The organism is Rhodococcus sp. 3258, assembly GCF_031456475.1.
GTDB classification, from domain to species: Bacteria; Actinomycetota; Actinomycetes; order Mycobacteriales; family Mycobacteriaceae; genus Rhodococcoides; species Rhodococcoides fascians.
Genome location: NZ_JAVDUT010000002.1, coordinates 104,779 through 123,763 on the forward strand (window position 1 = coordinate 104,779; position 18,985 = coordinate 123,763).

21 protein-coding genes are annotated in these 18,985 nt (G+C 64.3%); 12 read left to right on the plus strand and 9 right to left on the minus strand.

The features are described from left to right. Positions 1–42: 42 nt before the first annotated feature. Complete coding sequence (locus J2X62_RS07870) at positions 43–1,626, minus strand: MFS transporter (protein ID WP_032382430.1); 1,584 nt, start codon at positions 1,624–1,626, stop codon at positions 43–45. Between the two features lie 117 nt (positions 1,627–1,743). On the opposite strand from J2X62_RS07870, the gene J2X62_RS07875 reads away from it, so the two are divergent. Further along, a complete protein-coding gene (locus J2X62_RS07875) occupies positions 1,744–2,310 on the plus strand; it encodes a TetR family transcriptional regulator (RefSeq protein ID WP_310179554.1) in 567 nt (188 codons plus the stop codon). Positions 2,311–2,573: 263 nt separating this feature from the next. On the opposite strand, the gene J2X62_RS07880 is transcribed toward J2X62_RS07875, so the two are convergent. The 4 genes from J2X62_RS07880 to J2X62_RS07895 are packed head-to-tail and all read right to left on the minus strand — an operon-like array spanning position 2,574 to position 6,560. Then, positions 2,574–3,893 (minus strand): MFS transporter, encoded by a 1,320-nt coding sequence (locus J2X62_RS07880; RefSeq protein WP_094662258.1) that lies wholly within the window; start codon positions 3,891–3,893, stop codon positions 2,574–2,576. After that, complete coding sequence (locus J2X62_RS07885; protein ID WP_027495172.1) at positions 3,890–4,441, minus strand: 3-isopropylmalate dehydratase; 552 nt, start codon at positions 4,439–4,441, stop codon at positions 3,890–3,892. The genes J2X62_RS07880 and J2X62_RS07885 overlap by 4 nt, the downstream gene beginning before the upstream one ends. Next, positions 4,438–5,703 (minus strand): aconitase family protein, encoded by a 1,266-nt coding sequence (locus J2X62_RS07890; protein WP_371828224.1) that lies wholly within the window; start codon positions 5,701–5,703, stop codon positions 4,438–4,440. Before J2X62_RS07890 ends, J2X62_RS07885 begins: the two co-directional genes overlap by 4 nt. Beyond that, on the minus strand, positions 5,700–6,560 hold the full coding sequence (locus tag J2X62_RS07895; RefSeq protein WP_027495170.1) for an oxaloacetate decarboxylase: 861 nt from the start codon (positions 6,558–6,560) through the stop codon (positions 5,700–5,702). Before J2X62_RS07895 ends, J2X62_RS07890 begins: the two co-directional genes overlap by 4 nt. Positions 6,561–6,709: 149 nt before the next feature. Between J2X62_RS07895 and J2X62_RS07900 the strand changes: the two genes are divergently transcribed. Further along, complete coding sequence (locus J2X62_RS07900; protein ID WP_032382426.1) at positions 6,710–7,510, plus strand: IclR family transcriptional regulator; 801 nt, start codon at positions 6,710–6,712, stop codon at positions 7,508–7,510. A 48-nt stretch (positions 7,511–7,558) separates the two neighbouring features. On the opposite strand, the gene J2X62_RS07905 is transcribed toward J2X62_RS07900, so the two are convergent. Next, the gene (locus J2X62_RS07905; RefSeq protein ID WP_310179558.1) at positions 7,559–8,392 is read right to left on the minus strand and encodes a DUF72 domain-containing protein; all 834 of its coding nucleotides are present in this window, start codon (positions 8,390–8,392) and stop codon (positions 7,559–7,561) included. Positions 8,393–8,461: 69 nt separating this feature from the next. On the opposite strand from J2X62_RS07905, the gene J2X62_RS07910 reads away from it, so the two are divergent. Beyond that, a complete protein-coding gene (locus tag J2X62_RS07910) occupies positions 8,462–10,006 on the plus strand; it encodes a metallophosphoesterase (protein WP_167325671.1) in 1,545 nt (514 codons plus the stop codon). Between the two features lie 38 nt (positions 10,007–10,044). Continuing rightward, complete coding sequence (locus J2X62_RS07915; RefSeq protein WP_094662264.1) at positions 10,045–11,154, plus strand: S1C family serine protease; 1,110 nt, start codon at positions 10,045–10,047, stop codon at positions 11,152–11,154. Between the two features lie 10 nt (positions 11,155–11,164). Here the strand turns inward: J2X62_RS07915 and J2X62_RS07920 are convergent, their stop codons facing one another. Further along, positions 11,165–11,542, minus strand: coding sequence for a VOC family protein (locus J2X62_RS07920; RefSeq protein ID WP_032367736.1), 378 nt, complete (start codon positions 11,540–11,542; stop codon positions 11,165–11,167). 59 nt (positions 11,543–11,601) lie between these two features. On the opposite strand from J2X62_RS07920, the gene J2X62_RS07925 reads away from it, so the two are divergent. The 6 genes from J2X62_RS07925 to J2X62_RS07950 all read left to right on the plus strand — a co-directional run bounded on the left by J2X62_RS07925 (position 11,602) and on the right by J2X62_RS07950 (position 15,544). After that, entirely contained in the window at positions 11,602–12,579 is a 978-nt protein-coding gene (locus tag J2X62_RS07925; RefSeq protein ID WP_032368006.1) for an LLM class F420-dependent oxidoreductase, read from the plus strand. 65 nt (positions 12,580–12,644) lie between these two features. After that, positions 12,645–13,253, plus strand: a complete 609-nt coding sequence (locus J2X62_RS07930; RefSeq protein WP_027495163.1) for an AIM24 family protein — start codon at positions 12,645–12,647, stop codon at positions 13,251–13,253. Between the two features lies 1 nt (position 13,254). Then, positions 13,255–13,932, plus strand: a complete 678-nt coding sequence (locus tag J2X62_RS07935) for an AIM24 family protein (protein ID WP_204856758.1) — start codon at positions 13,255–13,257, stop codon at positions 13,930–13,932. A gap of 9 nt (positions 13,933–13,941) precedes the next feature. Next, entirely contained in the window at positions 13,942–14,685 is a 744-nt protein-coding gene (locus J2X62_RS07940) for an AIM24 family protein (RefSeq protein ID WP_032367735.1), read from the plus strand. Between the two features lie 57 nt (positions 14,686–14,742). Beyond that, positions 14,743–15,066 (plus strand): hypothetical protein, encoded by a 324-nt coding sequence (locus tag J2X62_RS07945; protein WP_027495160.1) that lies wholly within the window; start codon positions 14,743–14,745, stop codon positions 15,064–15,066. Positions 15,067–15,085: 19 nt separating this feature from the next. Further along, the gene (locus J2X62_RS07950; protein WP_027495159.1) at positions 15,086–15,544 is read left to right on the plus strand and encodes a hypothetical protein; all 459 of its coding nucleotides are present in this window, start codon (positions 15,086–15,088) and stop codon (positions 15,542–15,544) included. Here J2X62_RS07950 and J2X62_RS07955 read toward each other — a convergent pair. Together J2X62_RS07955 and J2X62_RS07960 are read right to left on the minus strand one after the other, a co-directional pair. Beyond that, positions 15,537–16,706, minus strand: coding sequence for a macrolide family glycosyltransferase (locus tag J2X62_RS07955; protein ID WP_310179568.1), 1,170 nt, complete (start codon positions 16,704–16,706; stop codon positions 15,537–15,539). The genes J2X62_RS07950 and J2X62_RS07955 overlap by 8 nt on opposite strands. 34 nt (positions 16,707–16,740) lie before the next feature. After that, complete coding sequence (locus J2X62_RS07960; protein ID WP_027495157.1) at positions 16,741–17,055, minus strand: helix-turn-helix transcriptional regulator; 315 nt, start codon at positions 17,053–17,055, stop codon at positions 16,741–16,743. Positions 17,056–17,142: 87 nt separating this feature from the next. Here J2X62_RS07960 and J2X62_RS07965 point away from each other — a divergent pair, with 87 nt between their 5' ends. Continuing rightward, positions 17,143–18,426, plus strand: a complete 1,284-nt coding sequence (locus tag J2X62_RS07965) for an MFS transporter (RefSeq protein ID WP_310179570.1) — start codon at positions 17,143–17,145, stop codon at positions 18,424–18,426. Continuing rightward, a complete protein-coding gene (locus tag J2X62_RS07970; protein ID WP_032367733.1) occupies positions 18,395–18,982 on the plus strand; it encodes a GNAT family N-acetyltransferase in 588 nt (195 codons plus the stop codon). Before J2X62_RS07965 ends, J2X62_RS07970 begins: the two co-directional genes overlap by 32 nt. Positions 18,983–18,985 lie beyond the last annotated feature (3 nt).

Below are 18,985 nucleotides of genomic sequence, written 5' to 3' on the forward strand. Positions count from 1 at the left end.
TGCTCGACGGCTGAGCAGCGGGGTTGTCGGTTCGTGCCTGCGTTATCCGATGTGTACCGGGGTGTCGCCGACGGGCAGGTCGTCTTTCTTCGCGCGGACGAGCAGCAACACGACCGGGCTCACCAGCGCGACGAGGATCGCGGCGGTTCCGAATGCCCAGGCGTAGCCGGAGACCTCGGCCGAGAACGCGTGGTCGATGGTCGCGAGCACGAAGTTGCGGATCGGCTCCGGCAGCGCGGCCAACATCTCGTCGCTGGGCACTTCCTGTCCGGCGAGAGCTTCCGCGGGAACTCCGGCGGGCGGAGTCGGTGCCGGATTCTCGGCCAGGTACGAGGTCTTGGACGAGGTGTAGACGGTGGTGAACACCGCAGCACCGAGTGCGCCGCCGACCTGCAGGGTGGCGTTGATCAGCGCCGATGCGGCACCTGCGTCGTGATCGGGAACGCCGATCAGTGCGACGTTCTGCATCGGAACCATCAGCAGACCGAGGCCGAGGCCGAGGAGTACGACGCCCGGCAGGACGTGCGTGAAGTACGAGGTGTCGACGCCGATCTGGGTCAGCAGCAGCAGGCCGACTGCGGAGACGACCGGACCGACGGCCATCAGCGGCTTGGGTCCGATCTTCGGCACGAGCGCAGAAGCGAGCGCGGCCGTGATCAGAATGCCGCCGGTCATCGGGAGCGACGCGACGCCGGCGATCACCGGGCTCATCTCCAGCACGATCTGGAAGTAGAACGTGAGGTACAACGTGCCACCGAGCAGGGCAGCGCCGATGACGGCCGAGCCGATGTAGGCGGCGCCGCGGTCACGGTCGAGCAACACACTCAAGGGCAGCAGCGGGTTGGCGGACTTGGATTCGACGACGACGAACGCGGCCAGCAGAGCGAGGCCGAGCGCGATGAACGAGATGGTGGGTACCGTCGCCCAGCCGTCTTCGGCTTCGGTGAAGCCGTAGACCAGCGAGGCCAGACCGAGAGCGACGAGGATTGCGCCGGGCAGATCGTAGCGGGTGTCTCCGTGAGCCTTGCTCTCCTTCACCAGCGGCACCGCTGCGGCGATGGCGAACACTGCGACCGGGATGTTGACCAGCAGGCACCAGCGCCAGTTCGCGTACTCGGTGAGCACTCCGCCGAGGAGTAGGCCGACCGCTGCGCCGCCACCGGCAATGGCACCGAAGACGCCGAACGCTTTGGCGCGTTCCTTGGTGTCGGTGAACGTCACCGTCAGGATGGCGAGTGCTGCCGGGGCGAGCAGTGCAGCGAACACACCCTGGCCGGCGCGCGCGATGAACAGCTGCCAGCCTTCTTGGGCGAGTCCGCCGATAGCGGAGGCAACGGCGAAGCCTGCCATGCCGACGATGAACGAGCGCTTGCGTCCCCAGTAGTCGGCGATGCGTCCGCCGAGCAGCAGGAGTGCGCCGAAGGACAACGCGTAGGCGGTGATGACCCAGGCGCGGCTGCTGTCGCTGATGCCCAGGTCCAGCTGAGCCTGCGGCAGCGCAATGTTGACGATCGTGCCGTCGAGCACGATCGTGAGCTGAGTGATGGCGACGATGCACAGCACCAGCCATCGGCGCTCGTAGTTCGGATTCAGATCCGGCGCTTCGCGCTCGGAGAGCTGCGACATGCTTGTACCCCACTCGTACTCGTTGATTCTGGGCACGAAAAATGTCCCGAGCAAAAAGGTAGGCGACCCAGAACCAATAGTCAAACGAACTAGTTGGTTGGGGGTATGGTGACCGCCATGAAACCTGACGCCAGTGCGACCCGCGCCCGCATCGTCGTCGCCGCCCGGGACGAGTTCTCGGTACACGGGCTTGCCGGGGCCCGCGTCGATCGGATCGCGGCCGCGGCCAAGGCCAGCAAGGAACGTCTGTACGCGTACTTCGGGGACAAAGAAGCCCTGTTCCGGGCCGTCGTCGAGGACGGGTTCGCGCGGTTCATCGACGAAGTACCCTTCGCCGTCGACGATCTCGGCGGATACGCAGCGCGCGAATACCTGCACCTCGCTGCGCATCCCGAGGAACACCGCCTCCTGCTGTGGACTCAGCTTCAGGGCGGTATGGCGACCTCGGGCACCGACGACATCCACTCGGTCATCGCCGAGCGACACAGGGCCATGGCCGACGCCCAGCGAGACGGACTGATCTCCGACGCCTTCACCGTCGACGATCTGATCACCATGATGTTCGGCATCACCTCGGCGTGGATGACCGCGCCGAGCCTGCACTGCGAGCCTGCCGACAACGCCGAAATTCAGCGTCGGGCGTCGAAAATCGAAGCCGCCGTGCGTCGACTCTGCGCTCCGTAGCGCTGTCTATCGATATCTAGCTTTGACGCAAGAGTGCGGAATACTGGGGTAGCGGCCCCCATTTCCGCAAACGCGCGCGCGTTTGCCAGACGCGCACAAAGTAGACACCGATCACGTCGCTATTCTGCGCGCATCTGGCAAGTGCGCTCGCGTTTGTCACCCCGGTCGGCTGCGTCCCTCGACCGCACACACGCGGGACGCCCCACCACGTCGAGCGCACGTGGTGGGGCGAGTCTCGAACTACGGCCGGCATCTACGCCGCACTACACCGGGAGTTTCTCGCGTCCGGTTTCCTTGATGGTCAGCACCGTGAGTACGCCGATCACGCAGACACCCATGACCCAGTAGGCGGGTGACATGGCGTTGCCGGTCGACTCCACCAGTTGAGCGGCGACGTACGGTGCTGTACCGCCTGCGGCGATGGTGCCGATGTTGAAGCCCAACGACACTCCGGTGTATCGAACTGCCCGGGGGAACAGCTCGGTGAACAGTGGGAACGCAGGTACCTGCACGACTCCGTTGAGAACCATGTAGACGAAGTACACACAGCCCACCACGATGATCGACGACGTCGCGCCGAGGATCATGAACACCGGCAACGCAATGACGACATACGCAACGTAGCCGCTGAGCAGTACCGGTTTGCGCCCGAATCTGTCGGTGAGCATGCCGCTGAGCGGGAAGGTCGCACAGGCCAACGCAATTGCGATCGCGGATGTCCAGTAGACCGAGTCCTTGGAGAATCCGAGGTCGTTGATCAGGTACACGCTGAAGTACGTCAGACCGATGTAACCGGATCCGTTCATCGCGATCGCAATTCCGACGACACGTAGCACCGACCACGGCTGCTTCTTCACGACATCGCTGAGCGGGCTTTTCGCAACCTCGTTCTTGGCTGCCATTTCCTCGAACTCGGGGCTGTCTTCGAGCTTCAGCCGCACTCGCAGACAGACGAATGCCAGCGGGAGAGCAAGCAGGAACGGGATGCGCCAGCCCCACGACGACATCTGGTCGTCGGTCGTGATGAGGGCGACCACTCCGACAACGGCTGCGGCGACCGCGAATCCGAGGGTGGAACCGACCGGCGTGAACGACCCGAAGAAGCCGCGACGGTTCGGCGGTGCAGACTCTGCGATATAGGTTGCTGCACCGCCGATTTCACCTCCTGCAGAGAATCCTTGGGCGAGTCGGATGATGACGAGCAGAATCGGTGCCAGCACGCCCACACTCGAGTGCGTGGGCAGCATTCCCAGGACTCCACACGCGATACCCATACAGACCACTGTCACGACCAGAGCCTGCCGACGGCCCTTTCTGTCGCCGAGGCGGCCGAAGAAGATGCCTCCGAGCGGACGTGCAACGTATGCGACGCCGAATACTGCCAGGGTCGCGAGGATGGATACGCCGGGGCTGGTGGACGGAAAGAACAGTGGCGCAATGACTACGGCGAGAAATCCGTAGACGGCGAAGTCGTAATACTCGATGAGCGTGCCGACGCCACCGGCGAGCGCAGCACGGCGCGCGGTGGTGGTGTCGGCTTTCGGTGCGCTGGTGACCGCAGAAGGCTGGTCGACGTTCGTCATCGCGCTGTTCCCTGTCCTGTGAGTGGTTGCTTGTTTCGGTGTTCGGCCAGCAGTAGTTCGTACGATCCGCCGGCCTCGATGACTGCGACAGTACGAGGGTTGGGCGCACTGCCCACCATCGATCGACCGTCGGCGGTGGTCAATGCTGCTCGTCGCCAATCGAGTTCGACGGCATCACCGGTGACGACCGCGCCGGAGACTTCCGGAATGGTGATGAGGGGTACTCCGTTGAATGTCTCTCCGCGCCAGAATCCCGGCGAGAACGACTCGGCCACGATGGCCTGGATACCGGCGTTGCGCAGAGCCACCATCGGCGGATAGTGCGGGTGACCGTACCCGAAGTTGCGGCCGCCGACGATGATGTCGCCCGGCCGAACGCGATCGACGAAACCCGGATCGTATGCGGTCATGCAGACCGACCTCAGATGCTCGGGATCGTACGACTTGATATTCGCAACGCCGACAACGAGATCGATGTCGAAGTCGTCGCCGAAGACCCAGGCAACTCGGCCGGAGATGACGTCGGGCGGGGGTGGGTAGGCGCTCACGAGCCCACCTGCTGGATCGTGCCGGCCAGCGCGCTGGCGGCGACGGTGTACGGAGAACCCATGTAGATGTTGGCGTCCGAGCTACCCATCCGGCCGGAGATGTTGAGCACGCCGGTCGATATGCAATTCTCGCCCGCCGCCAACGGCTTCTGATAGCCGAAGCAGAAGTCGCAGCTCGACACTGCAATGTGCGCACCAGCCGCGCGCAGTACGTCGAGCAGCCCCTCTCGCTCTGCCTGATCGTGCACCTTCTGCGACGTGGGCACGACATTGAGCTCCACACCGGGAGCCACGGTGCGTCCGTCGAGCACGAGTGCCGCGGCCCGCAGATCCTCGATTCGTCCACTGGCACATGATCCGATGAACGCCTTGGTGATCGGAGTGCCGGCGAGTTCGGCTGCAGTGTGGGTGTTGGCTGCACGCGCCGAGCCGGGCTGCACGACCTGCGGCACGATCTGGGCGAGGTCGATGGTGTGCCGAGCTGCGTAGGTCGCATCGGAGTCTGGGTGGACCGGCGTGAACGACTGTCGCGCAACATCGTTGGCGTAGGCGAGTGAGGTTTCGTCCGGTTCGAATATCGCGGACACGGCTCCGGTGAACATCGCCATGCCGCACAATCCCTGCCGGTGATCGATTTTCATCGACCGGGCACCGGGGCCACCGAATTCCATCACCTGGTGTGCGCACCCGTCGGCCCCGACGAGGTCGATGATGGTGTGCACCAGATCGCGGCTGTCCACCCCCGGCGCGAATTCTCCGTACAGGTCGAACCGCGTCGTCGCTGGGATATCCACGTAGAGTTGGCCGGTCACCCATGCCTCGATCAGATCTCGGCGGATACCCCAGCCCAACGCACCGAACGCCCCGATTCCGCTGATGTGGCCGTCGAAGTGGACGAGGAAGTCACCGGGGATGGCCAAACCGAGTTCGGCGGTGAGTTGGTGCCCGATGCCGCGGCCCTCGTGCAACTCGATTCCGTAGTACTCGCACCACTCTCGGGTGACCTGGTGTACTTCTTGTTCCCGGTCGTTGCGCTTGGTCAACATGTGATCGATGAAGACGACGTACCGAGACGGGTCCTCGAGTGAGGTGATACCGAAGTCGTCGCGCATCTGCCGGAACATCACATCGGTGTACCCGGGAAAGTCGTACGCGATCATCCGAGCCGGTCGTACCGCGTGGTTCTCACCGGCACGCACTGGATCACCGCCACAGGTCCTACCGAGGATCTTCTCGACCATCGTGAACGCGGCCGATGTCATCGGTTCGCCTCTGCAGGAAGGTACTTACGCTGCTGCGCTTCGACTTCGGGAAAACCGATGAGGTCCACGAACTCGTGGTGCTGCAGCGCGTCGGCACTGACGTCGGCGGGAGCTTCGCCTGCGGCCAGGCGACGCAGAGTCTCGCGTGCGGCACCGGTTGCGGCCATCAGCACCTGAGTGGGCAGCAGAGCCAGCCGCACTCCGATCTGTGCCAGAACCTCCGGAGTGAACTCCCGCTCGGTCCAGGTCGACGCGGTGAGCGTGGCCATCAGCGGAACCCCGACCGCTCGGTGACAGTTCTCCCACTGCTCGACGGTCTCGAACGTCTTCGTCACCGGCATGATCATGTCGGCTCCGGCGTCGACGTAGGCCTGGGCGCGCATGATCGCCTCGTCGCCACGTGCGTCGGTGCGTGCGATGAGCAGAACGTCGTCCGGCATGGAATCACGCACCGCCCGAACCTTGCCCGACGCCTCCTCGACGGAGATCAAGTCCACCGGCTCGCCGACGCAGATCGGGCATTTCTTCGGCGACAGCTGGTCCTCCATGAACACACCCTGGACGCCGGCCTCGGCGAACCGCGTCGCGGTGCGCGCGGCGTTGACGGCGTTTCCGTAGCCCGTGTCGATGTCCGCGACGAGGGGCAGAGACGATGCCTCGCGAATGGTCCGGACGGCCTGCAGGTTCTCGGTCATGGTGTACAGCTCGGCGTCGGGCAGTCCGAGCGCAGCCGATACGGCGAAGCCGGACGCGCACAGCGCCGAGAAGCCCGCCTGCTCGGCCAGCTTGGCCGTCAACCCGTCCCAGACGCCGGGCGCATACACCAGGCCTTGTTCGGTCAGGCCTCTCAAAGTCATCGTCACGAGCACTCTCCGTTTCGTATTGCGGAACGCCTTCCGAATTTAGAGTGGCTCGGATCACAAGTCAATACCCGTGGATCGATAGCGCATCGCGCGTCGGTTCGTAGGATGGCGACGACGCTCCACCCGACCGGAAGGAACAACTCGTGGCAGTTCCCACCGAGTCCGACGCCCAGGCCGGCCGCGACATCGTCGGTGCCGTCGTGAAGGCATGCGCTCTGCTCGACCATTTCGACACGACGCATCCTGTGTGGACGCTCAACGACCTGACGACGGCGAGTCGAATGAACAAGACGACCGTGCATCGCCTGATGACGACGTTGATCCATGCCGGCTGGGTGGACAGAACAGCGGAGGGTTCGTACCGGATCGCCATGCCGGTGTTCGAGATCGGATCGTCCGCGTTGACACAGCTCGACATCCGCGGTGCCGCCCAGCCGTATCTGTCGGACATCGCCCAAAAGTTCGGCGACACCGCCTATCTGATGGTTCCCGCTGACGAGGGCGCGGTGTGCATCGACCGCCACGAGGGCAGCAATCCCCTTGTGGTAGCTGGCATTTCGATTGGATCCGTTCTTCCGTATCACGCCACGGCCGGGCCGATGGCGATGCTCGCGTTCTCCGCTCGCATTCGCGACCGCTGGCTCGGCGGAGAGCTTGCTGCATACACGAGCCGAACACTGACGTCACCAGACCAGTTGATGGATCATCTCGACCGGATCCGAACGCAGGGATACGCGCTGAGCAACTCCGACTACCTGGCCGGCGTCGCGGCGGTGGGCGCACCGATTCTCGGACGCGACGGGGTGGTCGTCGCGTCGATCAGCGTCGGCGGCCGCGTGGAGACATTCGAGGGCGACGCCTTGACGGACAAGGTGGAGACGATTCTCGCGGCGGCGCGCAGCCTTTCACGTGTCGCAGAGGCTCTACCTGCATCGAGTCAGTAGCTACACGAGTATTCGCTCCTCTAGCTTCGATCCTAGAGAGACGAATACTCAGCTACCGACGCGCTCGATGAGTTTCATGGCGTCGAAGGGTGCGTAGCCCTTGATGTCGTTGTCGAAGTACACGAAGACGTCCCGGCCCGCCGACGTCCACTCGGAGATCTTGGTGGCCCATCGATCGAGAGCGTCGTCGGTGTAGCCGCTGGCGTACAACTCTTCGTCTCCGTGCAGTCGGGCATACATGAAATCCGCTGTGGGGGTGTCGATGTACGGGTACTTTCCGGCGGTGTCGGCAACCACGATCGCAATATCGTTCTCGCGCAACAGTTCCACTGCCTCGTCGGAGGCGAAGCTTGCATGTCTGGCCTCGACACAGTGCCGCAGTGGCCGAGACGACGTAGCCGGCAACAGCACTCGATCCTCGGCCAGTTTGTCGTCCCGCGACTCCGCCAGAGTTACTGCGGCAGAGACAGTTCTGGGCAACAGGGCGCAGAAGTCCGTCATCTTCTGCGCGTCGAACTCGAGATTGGGTGGGAGCTGCCACAAGAATGGCCCCAGCTTGTCACCGAGGGTGAGGACCCCGGTGGCGAAGAAGTTCGCCAATGCCGACTCGACGCCGACGAGCCGCTTGATGTGCGTGACGTACCGCCCACCCTTGATGGAGAACACGAAGTCATCCGGAGTCTCGTCGTGCCACTTGGTGAAGCTCGACGGCTTCTGCATCGCATAGAACGTGCCGTTGATCTCGATCGACGTCAGGTGCTCGGACGCGTACCCGAGTTCCTTGCGATGCGCGAGACCGCTCGGGTAGAAATCCCCTCGCCACGGCGCGTACGTCCAGCCGGAGATACCGATCAGAACCCGAGGGCGATGCTGCGCGGACATGAGCCGACTGTAGCCGGGCAGCCCTGCGGTTTCCGCGGCTCCGGCGCTGGTATCGGTAACCTCGATGGCATGAAGCGCCCATCGGCATTCGGCTCCTTGGCGCTGACCTGTGTGCTGCTCGCCCTCACCGGTGCCGATGCGGCTGCCGAGCGCCGCGACCAGCCGACGCCTCGCCAAGCGGCTGCGGTACCGGGGATCGGTTTGACGACGGTGCCCGCGGCGATCACCACGTCCATGGTCGCGGGTGTCGCAGACGCGCCGAATCCGCCGACTCACGAGGTCGGTGTCGAGTCGTCGACGACGGAGATGCGAACCTCGGGGTGGGACGAATATCCCTATCTCCGCTACACCGCGACGTTCGCGCCGGGTACGGACACGGCGACGCTGACGTGGTCCGGCAGATCGGTGAACACCAACGATCTGGCGTTGCATGTATGGGACCAGTCGGGCAACACGTGGGGCCCGGCCATTGCCACGGCCGACCCGGTTGCGCCCGGCGGTCAGGTGGAATTGAGTGCCGAGATCTCCACCGAGAGAGGCACTGTCGAAGTACTGGTCATCGACAACCCGCGTGCAGATCGTTCTTTCGCCGAAACCAACGCGCGCCCCGACAGCAGCTTCGCCGATCCGAGCACGTACGATTTCGCGCTCCAGCACATCACCGACACGCAGTACATCGCCCGTGACGATCCCGGCGTGTACTCGGAGATGACGCAGTGGACCGCCGACAACGCCGACGAGCTGAAGATCGACTACAGCATGCACACCGGCGACCTGATTCAGAGCTGGATCAGCCCGGGGCGTCCGGATACTCAGGCGCGCACGGAGTTCGAGGCCGCCAGCGAATCGATGCAGATCCTCGAGGATGCCGGCATCGCCCACGGCGTTCTGCCCGGTAACCACGACAACATCTGGAACGTCGCGGGCAAATTGGTTCCCGGAGAGCACGAGAAGAACCACGCGCTCTACAACGAGTACTTCGGCCCTCAGCGTTATCGGGATCAACCCTATTGGGGCGGTTCGTTCACCGACGAGGACAATTCGGCGCACTACGACCTGGTCGACATTGCCGGAGCCAAGTTCTTGATGCTGTACATCGGCTACAACCCGCCGGAGAAGGTCATGCAGTGGGCCGAACGAGTTCTCGACGAGAACCCCGATCGCAATGTCGTCATCGGCACGCACTACTACCTCGACGAACTCGGCGAGAAGAAACTGATGGGGTTCGGCGACATCGGGTCCAGCTCCGGCCAGCAGATCTGGAATCGACTGGTCGTCCCATACGAGACCGTCTTCCTCGTCCTGTCCGGGCACGTCGACGGCCAGGTCGCGGTCGTCGACGAGCACGTGGGAGAGACCGACCGCACCGTCGTGCAACTGCTGGCCGATTATCAGTACTTCGAGGTCGACGGCGAACGCAGCACCGGCTTCCAACGTCTGCTCCAGTTCGATATCGACGGCGGCTCGATGGCCGTCACCACCCATTCGCCGTCCCTCGACGCGTTCGACGTCGAGAGCTACGACATCAAGAATCGATACGGCCCCGAGGACGGCGAATTCGTCACCGACTTCACACTGCGCGCCGACGTTCCCCGAGCCGTGATCGCAGACTGACTGGCACGGCGCTCGGCATCGGACCATAATCGATTTTCATGCAGTCGGGTGGGCGAGCGTGGGTACTGACGCTGGTCGCCGCCGGTGTCTGGTTCCTCGCCACGCCGCTGAGTCCCGGAATTGTCGGCACCGACGTCCAGCTGCAGGCCCCCGAGGTCACGCCTGTCCCCGTCGTCGAGCCGCCCCCGCTCACTCTCGAGGACCTCTCGGCGCGAGTGAACCCCACCGTCGTCACGATCTCCGCCACCGCCGGCTACTCCGGCGTCGCAGGTACCGGCTTCGTCGTTGCCCCGGACGGCCTGGTGCTCACCAACTTCCACGTCGTCGAAAACGCGACCGAGATCAGCGCGGTGCACATGGGCAACGGACTGATCTACGACGCCACCGTGCTCGGTTACGACAAATCTCGTGACCTGGCGGTCATGCAGTTGCTTTCCGCGGCCGACCTGCCGGTGGTCGAGTTCGCTCCGGACTCACCTCCCGAGGTGGGGGATGCGGTCACTGCCGTCGGGAATGCTGCTGGCGCAGGCGTTCTGGTGCCTGCCCCGGGTGCGGTGACGGCTCTGGATCAGCAGGTGCGTACCCGTAGTTCGGTGGACGGTTCGCGGAACACTCTGGATCGGATGATTCGAGTCGATGCCGATGTGCGAGCGGGTGATTCGGGTGGCCCACTGTTCGATGCCTGGGGTCGTGTGGTGGGCGTCAATACAGCGGGGCTCTCGGACGAGGCGCGCACCGGCTCCGAGAGCAGGCCCCCGCAGGCACCCGAGGCGTATGCGGTTCCCATCACGGAGGCCGCTGCCGTGCTCGACCAGGTCGTCGCGGGGCAGTCCGGCGGGACGGTTCATGTGGGCCCGACCCCGTACTTCGGGGTGTCGGTGCGAGATGTGTCCGTGTTCGACAACAAGCCGGCGATGGGTGCCGAGGTGGTGACGGTGGCTACCGATTCTCCGGCCTCGGCAATCGGACTGTCCGGCGACGATGTGATCGTCGCCTTCGACGGTGCCGGTGTCGGTTCGTCGTCGGATCTGGCCCAGGCCCTCATCGGACGTCACCCCGGTGATGTCGCCGTCGTCGAGTGGGTCGACCCTCAGGGCGTACGACGTTCCGCGACAACGGCCTTGGCGGAGGGGACCCCGGCTGCCTGAGCGGTCGAGTTCAGTCCTGCAGCACCGACAACACGTTGCCCGCCGGATCGGTGAACCAGGCGATGAGCGGTCCGCCGTGCCGGAAGATCCCCTTCTCGTCGGTGCCCATGTCCGGATACTGTTGGAACACCACCCCTTTGGCGATCAATGCATCGACTGCGGCCTCGATGTCGGTCACCGGGAAATTGAGGATGGTGTACTGCGCCGGCACGTGACCGGGACGAGGATAGATGAGTACCGTCGCCGCTCCCAGGTGAAGTTCGAGCATCCCCATCTCGTTCTCGGTCACCTCGAGACCGAGGGTGTCCGCGTAGAACGCGCGAGCTGCCGGCAGGTCGTCGACGGCAAATCCGGAGAACGGCGCTCGGGCCAGATCGATGGTGGTCATGGACGAATTATCGCGCTCTCCCACGTGCTGTGGGCCGATATCCGAGTAGCGTGGCAGCCGTGACTATTCGCCTCGGTTACCAGATGCCCAACTTCAGCTACGACGGTTCGGTCGCGGAACTCTTTCCCCAGGTCATCGCGCAGGCGCGCGAGGCCGAAGCGGCCGGGTTCGACACTGCGTTCGTGATGGATCACTTCTACCAACTCCCCGGAATCGGAAAGCCCGACGAGCCGATGCTCGAGGCCTACTCCGCCCTGTCGGCGCTCGCGACGGCCACCGACACCATCCAGCTCTCCGCCTTGGTCACCGGCAACACGTATCGCAACCCGGCGATCCTGGCCAAGACCGTCACCACCCTCGACGTCGTCAGCGGCGGCCGGGCCATTCTCGGTATCGGTGCCGGCTGGTACGAACTCGAGCACCAGAGCTTCGGACTCGAATTCGGTACGTTCACCGACCGATTCGAGCGCCTCGACGAGGCCCTGCAGATCATCGAACCTATGCTCCGCGGCCAGCGTCCCACGTTCGACGGCCTGTGGTACCAGGTCGAGAACGCGATGAACGAGCCCCGCATCCGCGATGATCTGCCGATCATGTTGGGCGGTGGCGGCGAGAAGAAGACCTTCGGCCTGGCCGCACAGTTCGCCGATCACCTCAACATCATCTGCGACGCAAACGAACTGCCCCGCAAGATGGCAGCCGTTCAGGCCCGTTGCGAGGAAGTCGACCGCGATCCGAAGGATCTCGAGACGAGCTTCCTCGCCTTCGTCATCATCGACGAGGACGGTGACAAGGCCAAGGAGTTGCAGCGGGAGTTCGTGCTGAAGCAGGGCCTCGATCTGACGAATCTCTCCGAGGAGGACGCAGCGAAGGCCACCGACCGCCACTTCTGCGGAACGCCCGACGATGTCGCCGAGCAGGTGCAGAAGCGCGTCCTCGATCAAGGCATCGACGGCGTCATCATCAACCTGATCACCAACGGACACCAGCCCGGTGCCGTCGAATTGGCGGGCAAGGCTCTGAAGCCGCTCGTCTAGATTTTCTCCAGCAGTAGCCGCGGGGGTGCGAGCGGTGGCATAGTTCCCCCGTGGCTCAGCTGAGGATGAACGGGCACCGTGTCTTGGTCGCAGACCTGACCGGTGACTCTCTGCGCGCGATGTCGGGTTCGATGGTTGCCTACGAAGGCGATGTCGCCTTCAAGAGCGCAGGCATGGGCGGTGGCGGCGGTTTTCGCGCCGCGCTCAAACAGAAAGTGACCGGCGAGTCGTTGTCGCTGATGGACGTGTCCGGCAAAGGCACCGTGTACTTCGCGGTCGACGCCCAGGACATCACTCTGGTCGAGGTGCAAGGCGACAACCTGCACGTCGAATCGTCTCAATTGCTTGCTCTCACAGGTCAATTGAAGACGGACGTGAAGTTCTCCGGCCTTCGTGGTGCGACATCGGGGCAGGGACTGTTCACCACAGTCGTCAGCGGCTCCGGGACGGTGGCGCTGCTGTCGAAGGGTGGGCCGATCATCGCGCTCGCCGTCGATCCGCAGTATCCGCTCGTCGTCGACCCCGACGCCTTCGTCGCCCATCGCGGACAGCTCAACCAGAGCTTCGTCACCGACGTCACGTGGCGCTCCGCCATCGGCGGCGGCAGCGGCGAGGCGTTCTCCCTCCGCTTCGACGGCCAGGGCGTCGTCTACATTCAACCCGAGGAGCGCTGACGTGCCGCTCGAACTCGTCAACAGCAAAGTCGTGAAATCCCTTCTGGCACCGAATCAGAGCGTGCTCGCTCGACGCGGATCGATGCTCTATTACACCGGCGACGTCCGGTTCGTCCCGCATTCCATGGGCGGCGGCGCGGGTGCCATGCCCGGCATGAGCGGCGTCGCGGGGATGGCCGGCCGCATGATGGCAGGCGAGCACGTGGCGATGATGGCCGCCGAGGGTCAAGGCGAGGTCTTCTACGGCCACGCCGGGCTGTACGTCGAAGTGATCCATCTCGACGGCTCGTCCATGCTCACCGTGGAGGCCGACCGGCTCCTGGTGCACGACGGCTACCTGCAGAGTTCCATCGTTGCCCTCACCTCTCAGGGCGGGGTTCGCGGAGCAGTACGCGGCGCCATGACCGGGCAGGGTTTGTTCACGACGCAACTCACCGGCCAGGGCAGCGTCGCGGTTCTCTCGCACGGCGGCGCGACTCCGCTGCAGGTCGGGCCCAACAACCCCATGGTCGTGGTCGATCCGCAGGCGTACGTGTGTCACATCGGCAACATCAATGTCGACATCTCCGCCAACGTCGGTTGGCGTGACGCCGTCGGCAAGGGCAGCGGCGAGGCGATTCAGTTGAAGATGACCGGTATGGGCACCGTGTGGGTGCAGGCGTCCGAGCAGAAGTTCTAGGGAGCGGCAATGAGTTTGGAGATTCACACCCCGTACACCCTGCCGGTCAACGACAACGTGCCCGGCAACGATTACGCGTTCTGCGTCGAACTCGCAGGTCAGCCGTGGTTCACCTCCAAAGGCGCGATGATCGCGTACTACGGCAATGTTCGCTTCGAACCGCTCGGGCAGACGTCGATGCCCGCCATCGTGGCGGCGCGGTTCTCGTCTCCGCTGTACTCGAACGACTGGGTGCTGGCGCAGGGCCAGGGCAAGCTGATCCTCGGCGATCGCGGCTTCAACATCAACAGCTACGACCTCGACGACGGCAACCTGACGATCCGAGCCGCGAATCTGCTGGCGTTCGAGCCGACTCTGGACCTCAAGCAGTCCATCGTGCCCGGCTTCCTGACCCTGCTCGGTACCGGCAAGTTCCTCGCCTCGTCCAACGGCACGGTCATGTTCGCCGAGCCGCCACTACGCATTGATCCGGAAGCGCTTGTCGGTTGGGCGGATTGCCCGTCGCCGTCGCACCATTTCGACGCCGCCTGGATGCAGAACTTCCTCGGCGCCGCGCGCGGATTCCTCGGGGCCAACAGCGGCGAAGAGCGTCAGTTCGATTTCACCGGCGCCGGCACCGTGCTGATCCAGTCGAGCGAGAAGGTTCTGAACGACACCCATCTGTTGCGGCACATCGAATCGCAGACGGTCTCGCTCGGCCAGAACTCACTGCGGGCTCTGCACAACACCATCGGGGCCCGACTGCAGCAGTAGCTTCTCGTCCGTTCGGAGAAAGCGCGCATACTGGAGTTTCACTCAGGAGGTAGCGCCATGGCCAACCAGGGACCCTTCGGATTCGGATCCGACGACTTCGACAAGTTCGCGCGTGAAGCAACCGAGGGCCTGCGCGAGGTCGTCGGCTCACTGTTCGCCAACACGGGAGCACCCAAAGCCCCGCCGGAGCCGGAAACCACAGGGCAGAAGGGTGATGGCGTCTGGGCGATCTACAGCGTCGACGATGCCGGCTCGGCGCAGGTCGATCAGCTCTACGCCACCGAACTCGATGCTCTCCGTGCACACAAGGACAACACCGACCCGCGTCGACGGGTTCGTTTCCTGCCCTACGGCGTGAGCGTCAGCGTTCTGGAGGACTGAATCGGTACCTTTGATTCTCGTGACTACACAGCAGGATGCAATCTCGATTCCGTTGGGCCGACCCGTGTTCGTTCAGGCGCTGAGGTACACCGCACTGTTCGATCAGAAGCCGTTCGCCGAGGCGTTGTTGATCTACACCGACAACGGCGCGTACAAGATCATGTCTCCGGGAGAAGATCATTACGGCAGCTACGTCTCGTACACCGACCCCGCCGAGAACCCTCGACACGTGATCTTCCTGTCGTGGCCGTCGGAGGATTGGGGCCGCAACGTCGCCTCGCACACTCTGACGTTCAATCCTGACTCTGCAGCGTTCACGCAGGTACTCGTTCTGCCCGGTAGCCCGGTGCCGCGCTCGCAGTACGGCTATGCGCTGCCGATCGCCGGTCCGGAGAGTGTGGACATGACGGCTTCCTGGGATCAGGTCCGAGACACGTATGCCGAGACGTTCGAGGAGTTGGCGACGCTGGCTACGTAGCCGCGCCGCCGGCATCGACACCGAATGCCTCGATCGCATTCGCGGCCTGGTCGACGCCGCCGTGCGCGCGCACCTCTGCGCTGATCTCACGTGCGCGCGGCGCGAGTCCCCGGGCTTGTTCGACGGCGTCGCGTAGTCCTGTCGCCGTCATCCCGTCGAAGTCGATGTGCACTCCTGCGCCGAGTTCGGCGAGCATCGCCGCGTTGCCGAATTGGTCGACTGCCTGCGGTAGGGCAACTGTCGGTACGCCGAACCACAGGGCTTCGGTGCACCCGCCCATTCCGGCGTGGGTGACGAACACGGTGGCGGCGTCGAGCACCGCGAGCTGCGGAACATGTTCGTGGACCTCGACATTCGCGGATAGATCCCCAAGTACGGCGGGGTCGACGCGACGGCCGATGGAGATCACCACGTGCCAGTCCGTGTTCGCGAACGTCTCGATGCACAGCCGGTAGAAGTCGGGGCGTTCGTTGTACCCGGTGCCGAACGATACGTAGAGAACGGGCCCCTCGGACGCGGACCACGATCGGTCGTGCAGTCGCACCGGATCGAGACATGGGCCGACGAACTGCACCGAGCTGGGGACTCGATCGGCGTTCGGCTGCATCACTTTCGGGATCAACGACAGGCAGTGTTCCGGGTACGTGATCCAATCCCACGGGTCTGCGTCGATGTCGTTCTCTCGCAACCAGGTCGCATAGGTATCGCAATACGCAACGCCGGTTGTCGACTCGCGGATTGAGGTCATCCCGTCACCGAGATCCTCGACGTAGCCGTCCCAGGCGACGTACGTGGGGGAGAGCTGCACGGCCGTCACGCCGTACCGGACGCCGAGAATCGGGGCGGTCAGGCCGCCGATGTCGTAGAGGATCACATCCGGCTGATCGTCGTCGTAGAACGCGGTGAGCACGGGAAAGGACGCGATCGCTTCGTCGAGGAACACCTGCATCGCCGACGCCGGGTCGTCCGGCCAGGAGCCCTCCCCGTCGGGAAGTATCGAGGGGAACGCCACCACCTCCACTCCAGCGGGTTCGACCAGGTGCCGCAACGACTCGCCGACGGCATAGGTGACGCGATGCCCGCGTCGGACCAACTCGGCGACGACGGCGAGCGAGGGGTAGATGTGACTCGGCGCCGTCGTGCCGATCATCGCGAAGTGCATGCCGCCCACCGTAGGACGCGGAGAGGGTGCGGGGCTACCGGTTTTCGTTGGCGATCAGATCGAGCAGACCGGGGAATCGCTCTTCGAGCTCGTGGCGACGCAGCGTCACTTTGCGACTGTTTCCGCGATCGACCTGGAACACCAGGCCTGCCTCGCGTAGCACTCGAAAATGGTGCGTCAGAGTCGATTTGGTGACACCGAGCTCGAACGACATACACGTCCGCTCGGCTCCGTCGTCGTCGCCGACGAGTTCGGTGACCACCTGGCGACGCAACGGATCGGCCAACGCGGACATCACCGCACCCAGCTGCATTTCCTCGGGCTCGGGATGCCCGTCCTTGTCCGCCATGCGCTCCTCCTACAAGGTACGACTTGCGCCGTACCTTGAAACCTGGTCTAGTACGAGAACCATCGTACCTACGGTTCAGGGGGACACATGAAGGCAGTGCTACCGGTCGTACTCGCGGCTCAATTCGTCGTACCCATGTCCATCTCGGGTACTGCACTCGCCCTTCCGGTCATCGCCGGCGACCTCGGCACCGATCCGACGCCTCTGCAGTGGGTCGTCAACGGCTTCAACATCGCGTTCGCGCTGTTCACCGTCGTCTGGGGCGCGGTGTCGGATCGAATCGGTCACCGCACGTCGTTCCGCATCGGGGTGGTGTTGACGGCCGTCGCGAGTGCGGTCAGCGCCGTCGCGCCGTCGTTGTACCTACTCGATGTCGCGCGGGTGTTCGCGGGCATCGGAGCCGCAGCGGTTCTGGTGGGCTCCACTTCCATTCTCTCGCTTCACTTCCACGGCGCGGCCAGAGCAACCGCGTTCGCACTGTTCGGCACCGTGAACGGTCTCGGTCTGGCACTCGGGCCCACCATCTCCGGGCTGCTCGTCGCGGCGTTCGAGTGGCGGGGCGTGTTCGCCGCCCAGGCGGTCGTCCTGGCTGCGGCGGCCATCGGAACTGTCGCTCTGCCGGCGCTGCGAACCGAATCGACGGCGCACCGCCTGCTCGATTTCTCGCTACTGCGCAACCGGAGATTCCTGGCCCTGTGCCTCGTTCCGGTGGCCGGGGCCATTGGATTCGTCACGCTGCTCACGTATCTGCCCGCTGCGCTGAGCGCTGTCGCGTCGCTGACGCCGGGGCTTGCCGGAGTGTTCATGCTGGCCATGACCGTCCCCGTTCTACTCGCTCCGCTGACCGTTGCCCGCCTGAGCCGCATGTTCGACGCCATCACCCCCACTCGGGTCGTGCTGGTCAGCCTCGGCTGCCTCGTCCTCGGCAATCTGGGCATGTTGGCGCTGCAACCAGGTGTCCCGCTCGGTGCCGTCGTGGTCCCGATGATCGCGTTGGGGCTCGGATTCGGACTCCCGATCGGCTTGGTGGACGGCGAGGCACTGGCTGCGGTGCCGCCGCACAGCAGCGGTACCGCGGCGGGCGTGCTGAACCTGTTTCGCATCGGCAGCGAGGCCCTGATGGTGGCCGGATATGCCTGGTTGTTGACCGTCCTGGTCCGCGGCGAGCTACCCGACCGAGCGGACGCCGATGCCGCGGCAGCCGGACGCCCCGGGTTTGCCGACGCCTACGCGCACGCCTACACCGAGGTCGTGTCGATCGTCGTCGTAGCTCTCGTCGTGACCGCGGCGGTGATCTTCTCGCTGTTGCGAACACCACGCCGGGACGTATCGTCGGCCAATGTCCTTTCTGCAACCGGTGACCCTCACTGACGACCTCGTGACCCTCGAGCCGCTGAGCCGCGATCACCTCGAGGGGCTGTGCGATGCCGCCCGCGACGGCGAGCTCTGGAATCTCTGGTACACGAGCGTTCCGAAACCGGAAGACATGGCCGCAGAGATCGATCGCCGGCTCGGACTGCTCGACGCGGGAACCATGCTTCCATTCACTTTGCGGCGCAACGATACCGGGCAGATTCTCGGCGCGACGACCTTCTGCAACGTCGATGCGAACAACCGTCGCGTCGAGATCGGGTACACCTGGAATGCGCGCTCCGCCCACGGAACCGGTACCAACGCGTCGAGCAAACTCCTGTTGCTGACGCACGCTTTCGAGGAGCTCGGTTGTATCGCGGTGGAATTCCGCACCCACTGGATGAACCTCCAATCGCGGACGGCCATCGCGAAACTCGGAGCCAAGCAGGACGGCATTCTGCGCAATCACCAACGCATGGCCGACGGTTCACTGCGCGACACCGTCGTGTTCTCGATCATCGAATCCGAATGGCCCGCCGTGCGCAACGAACTCCGCCGACGTACCGCACGGTAAGTT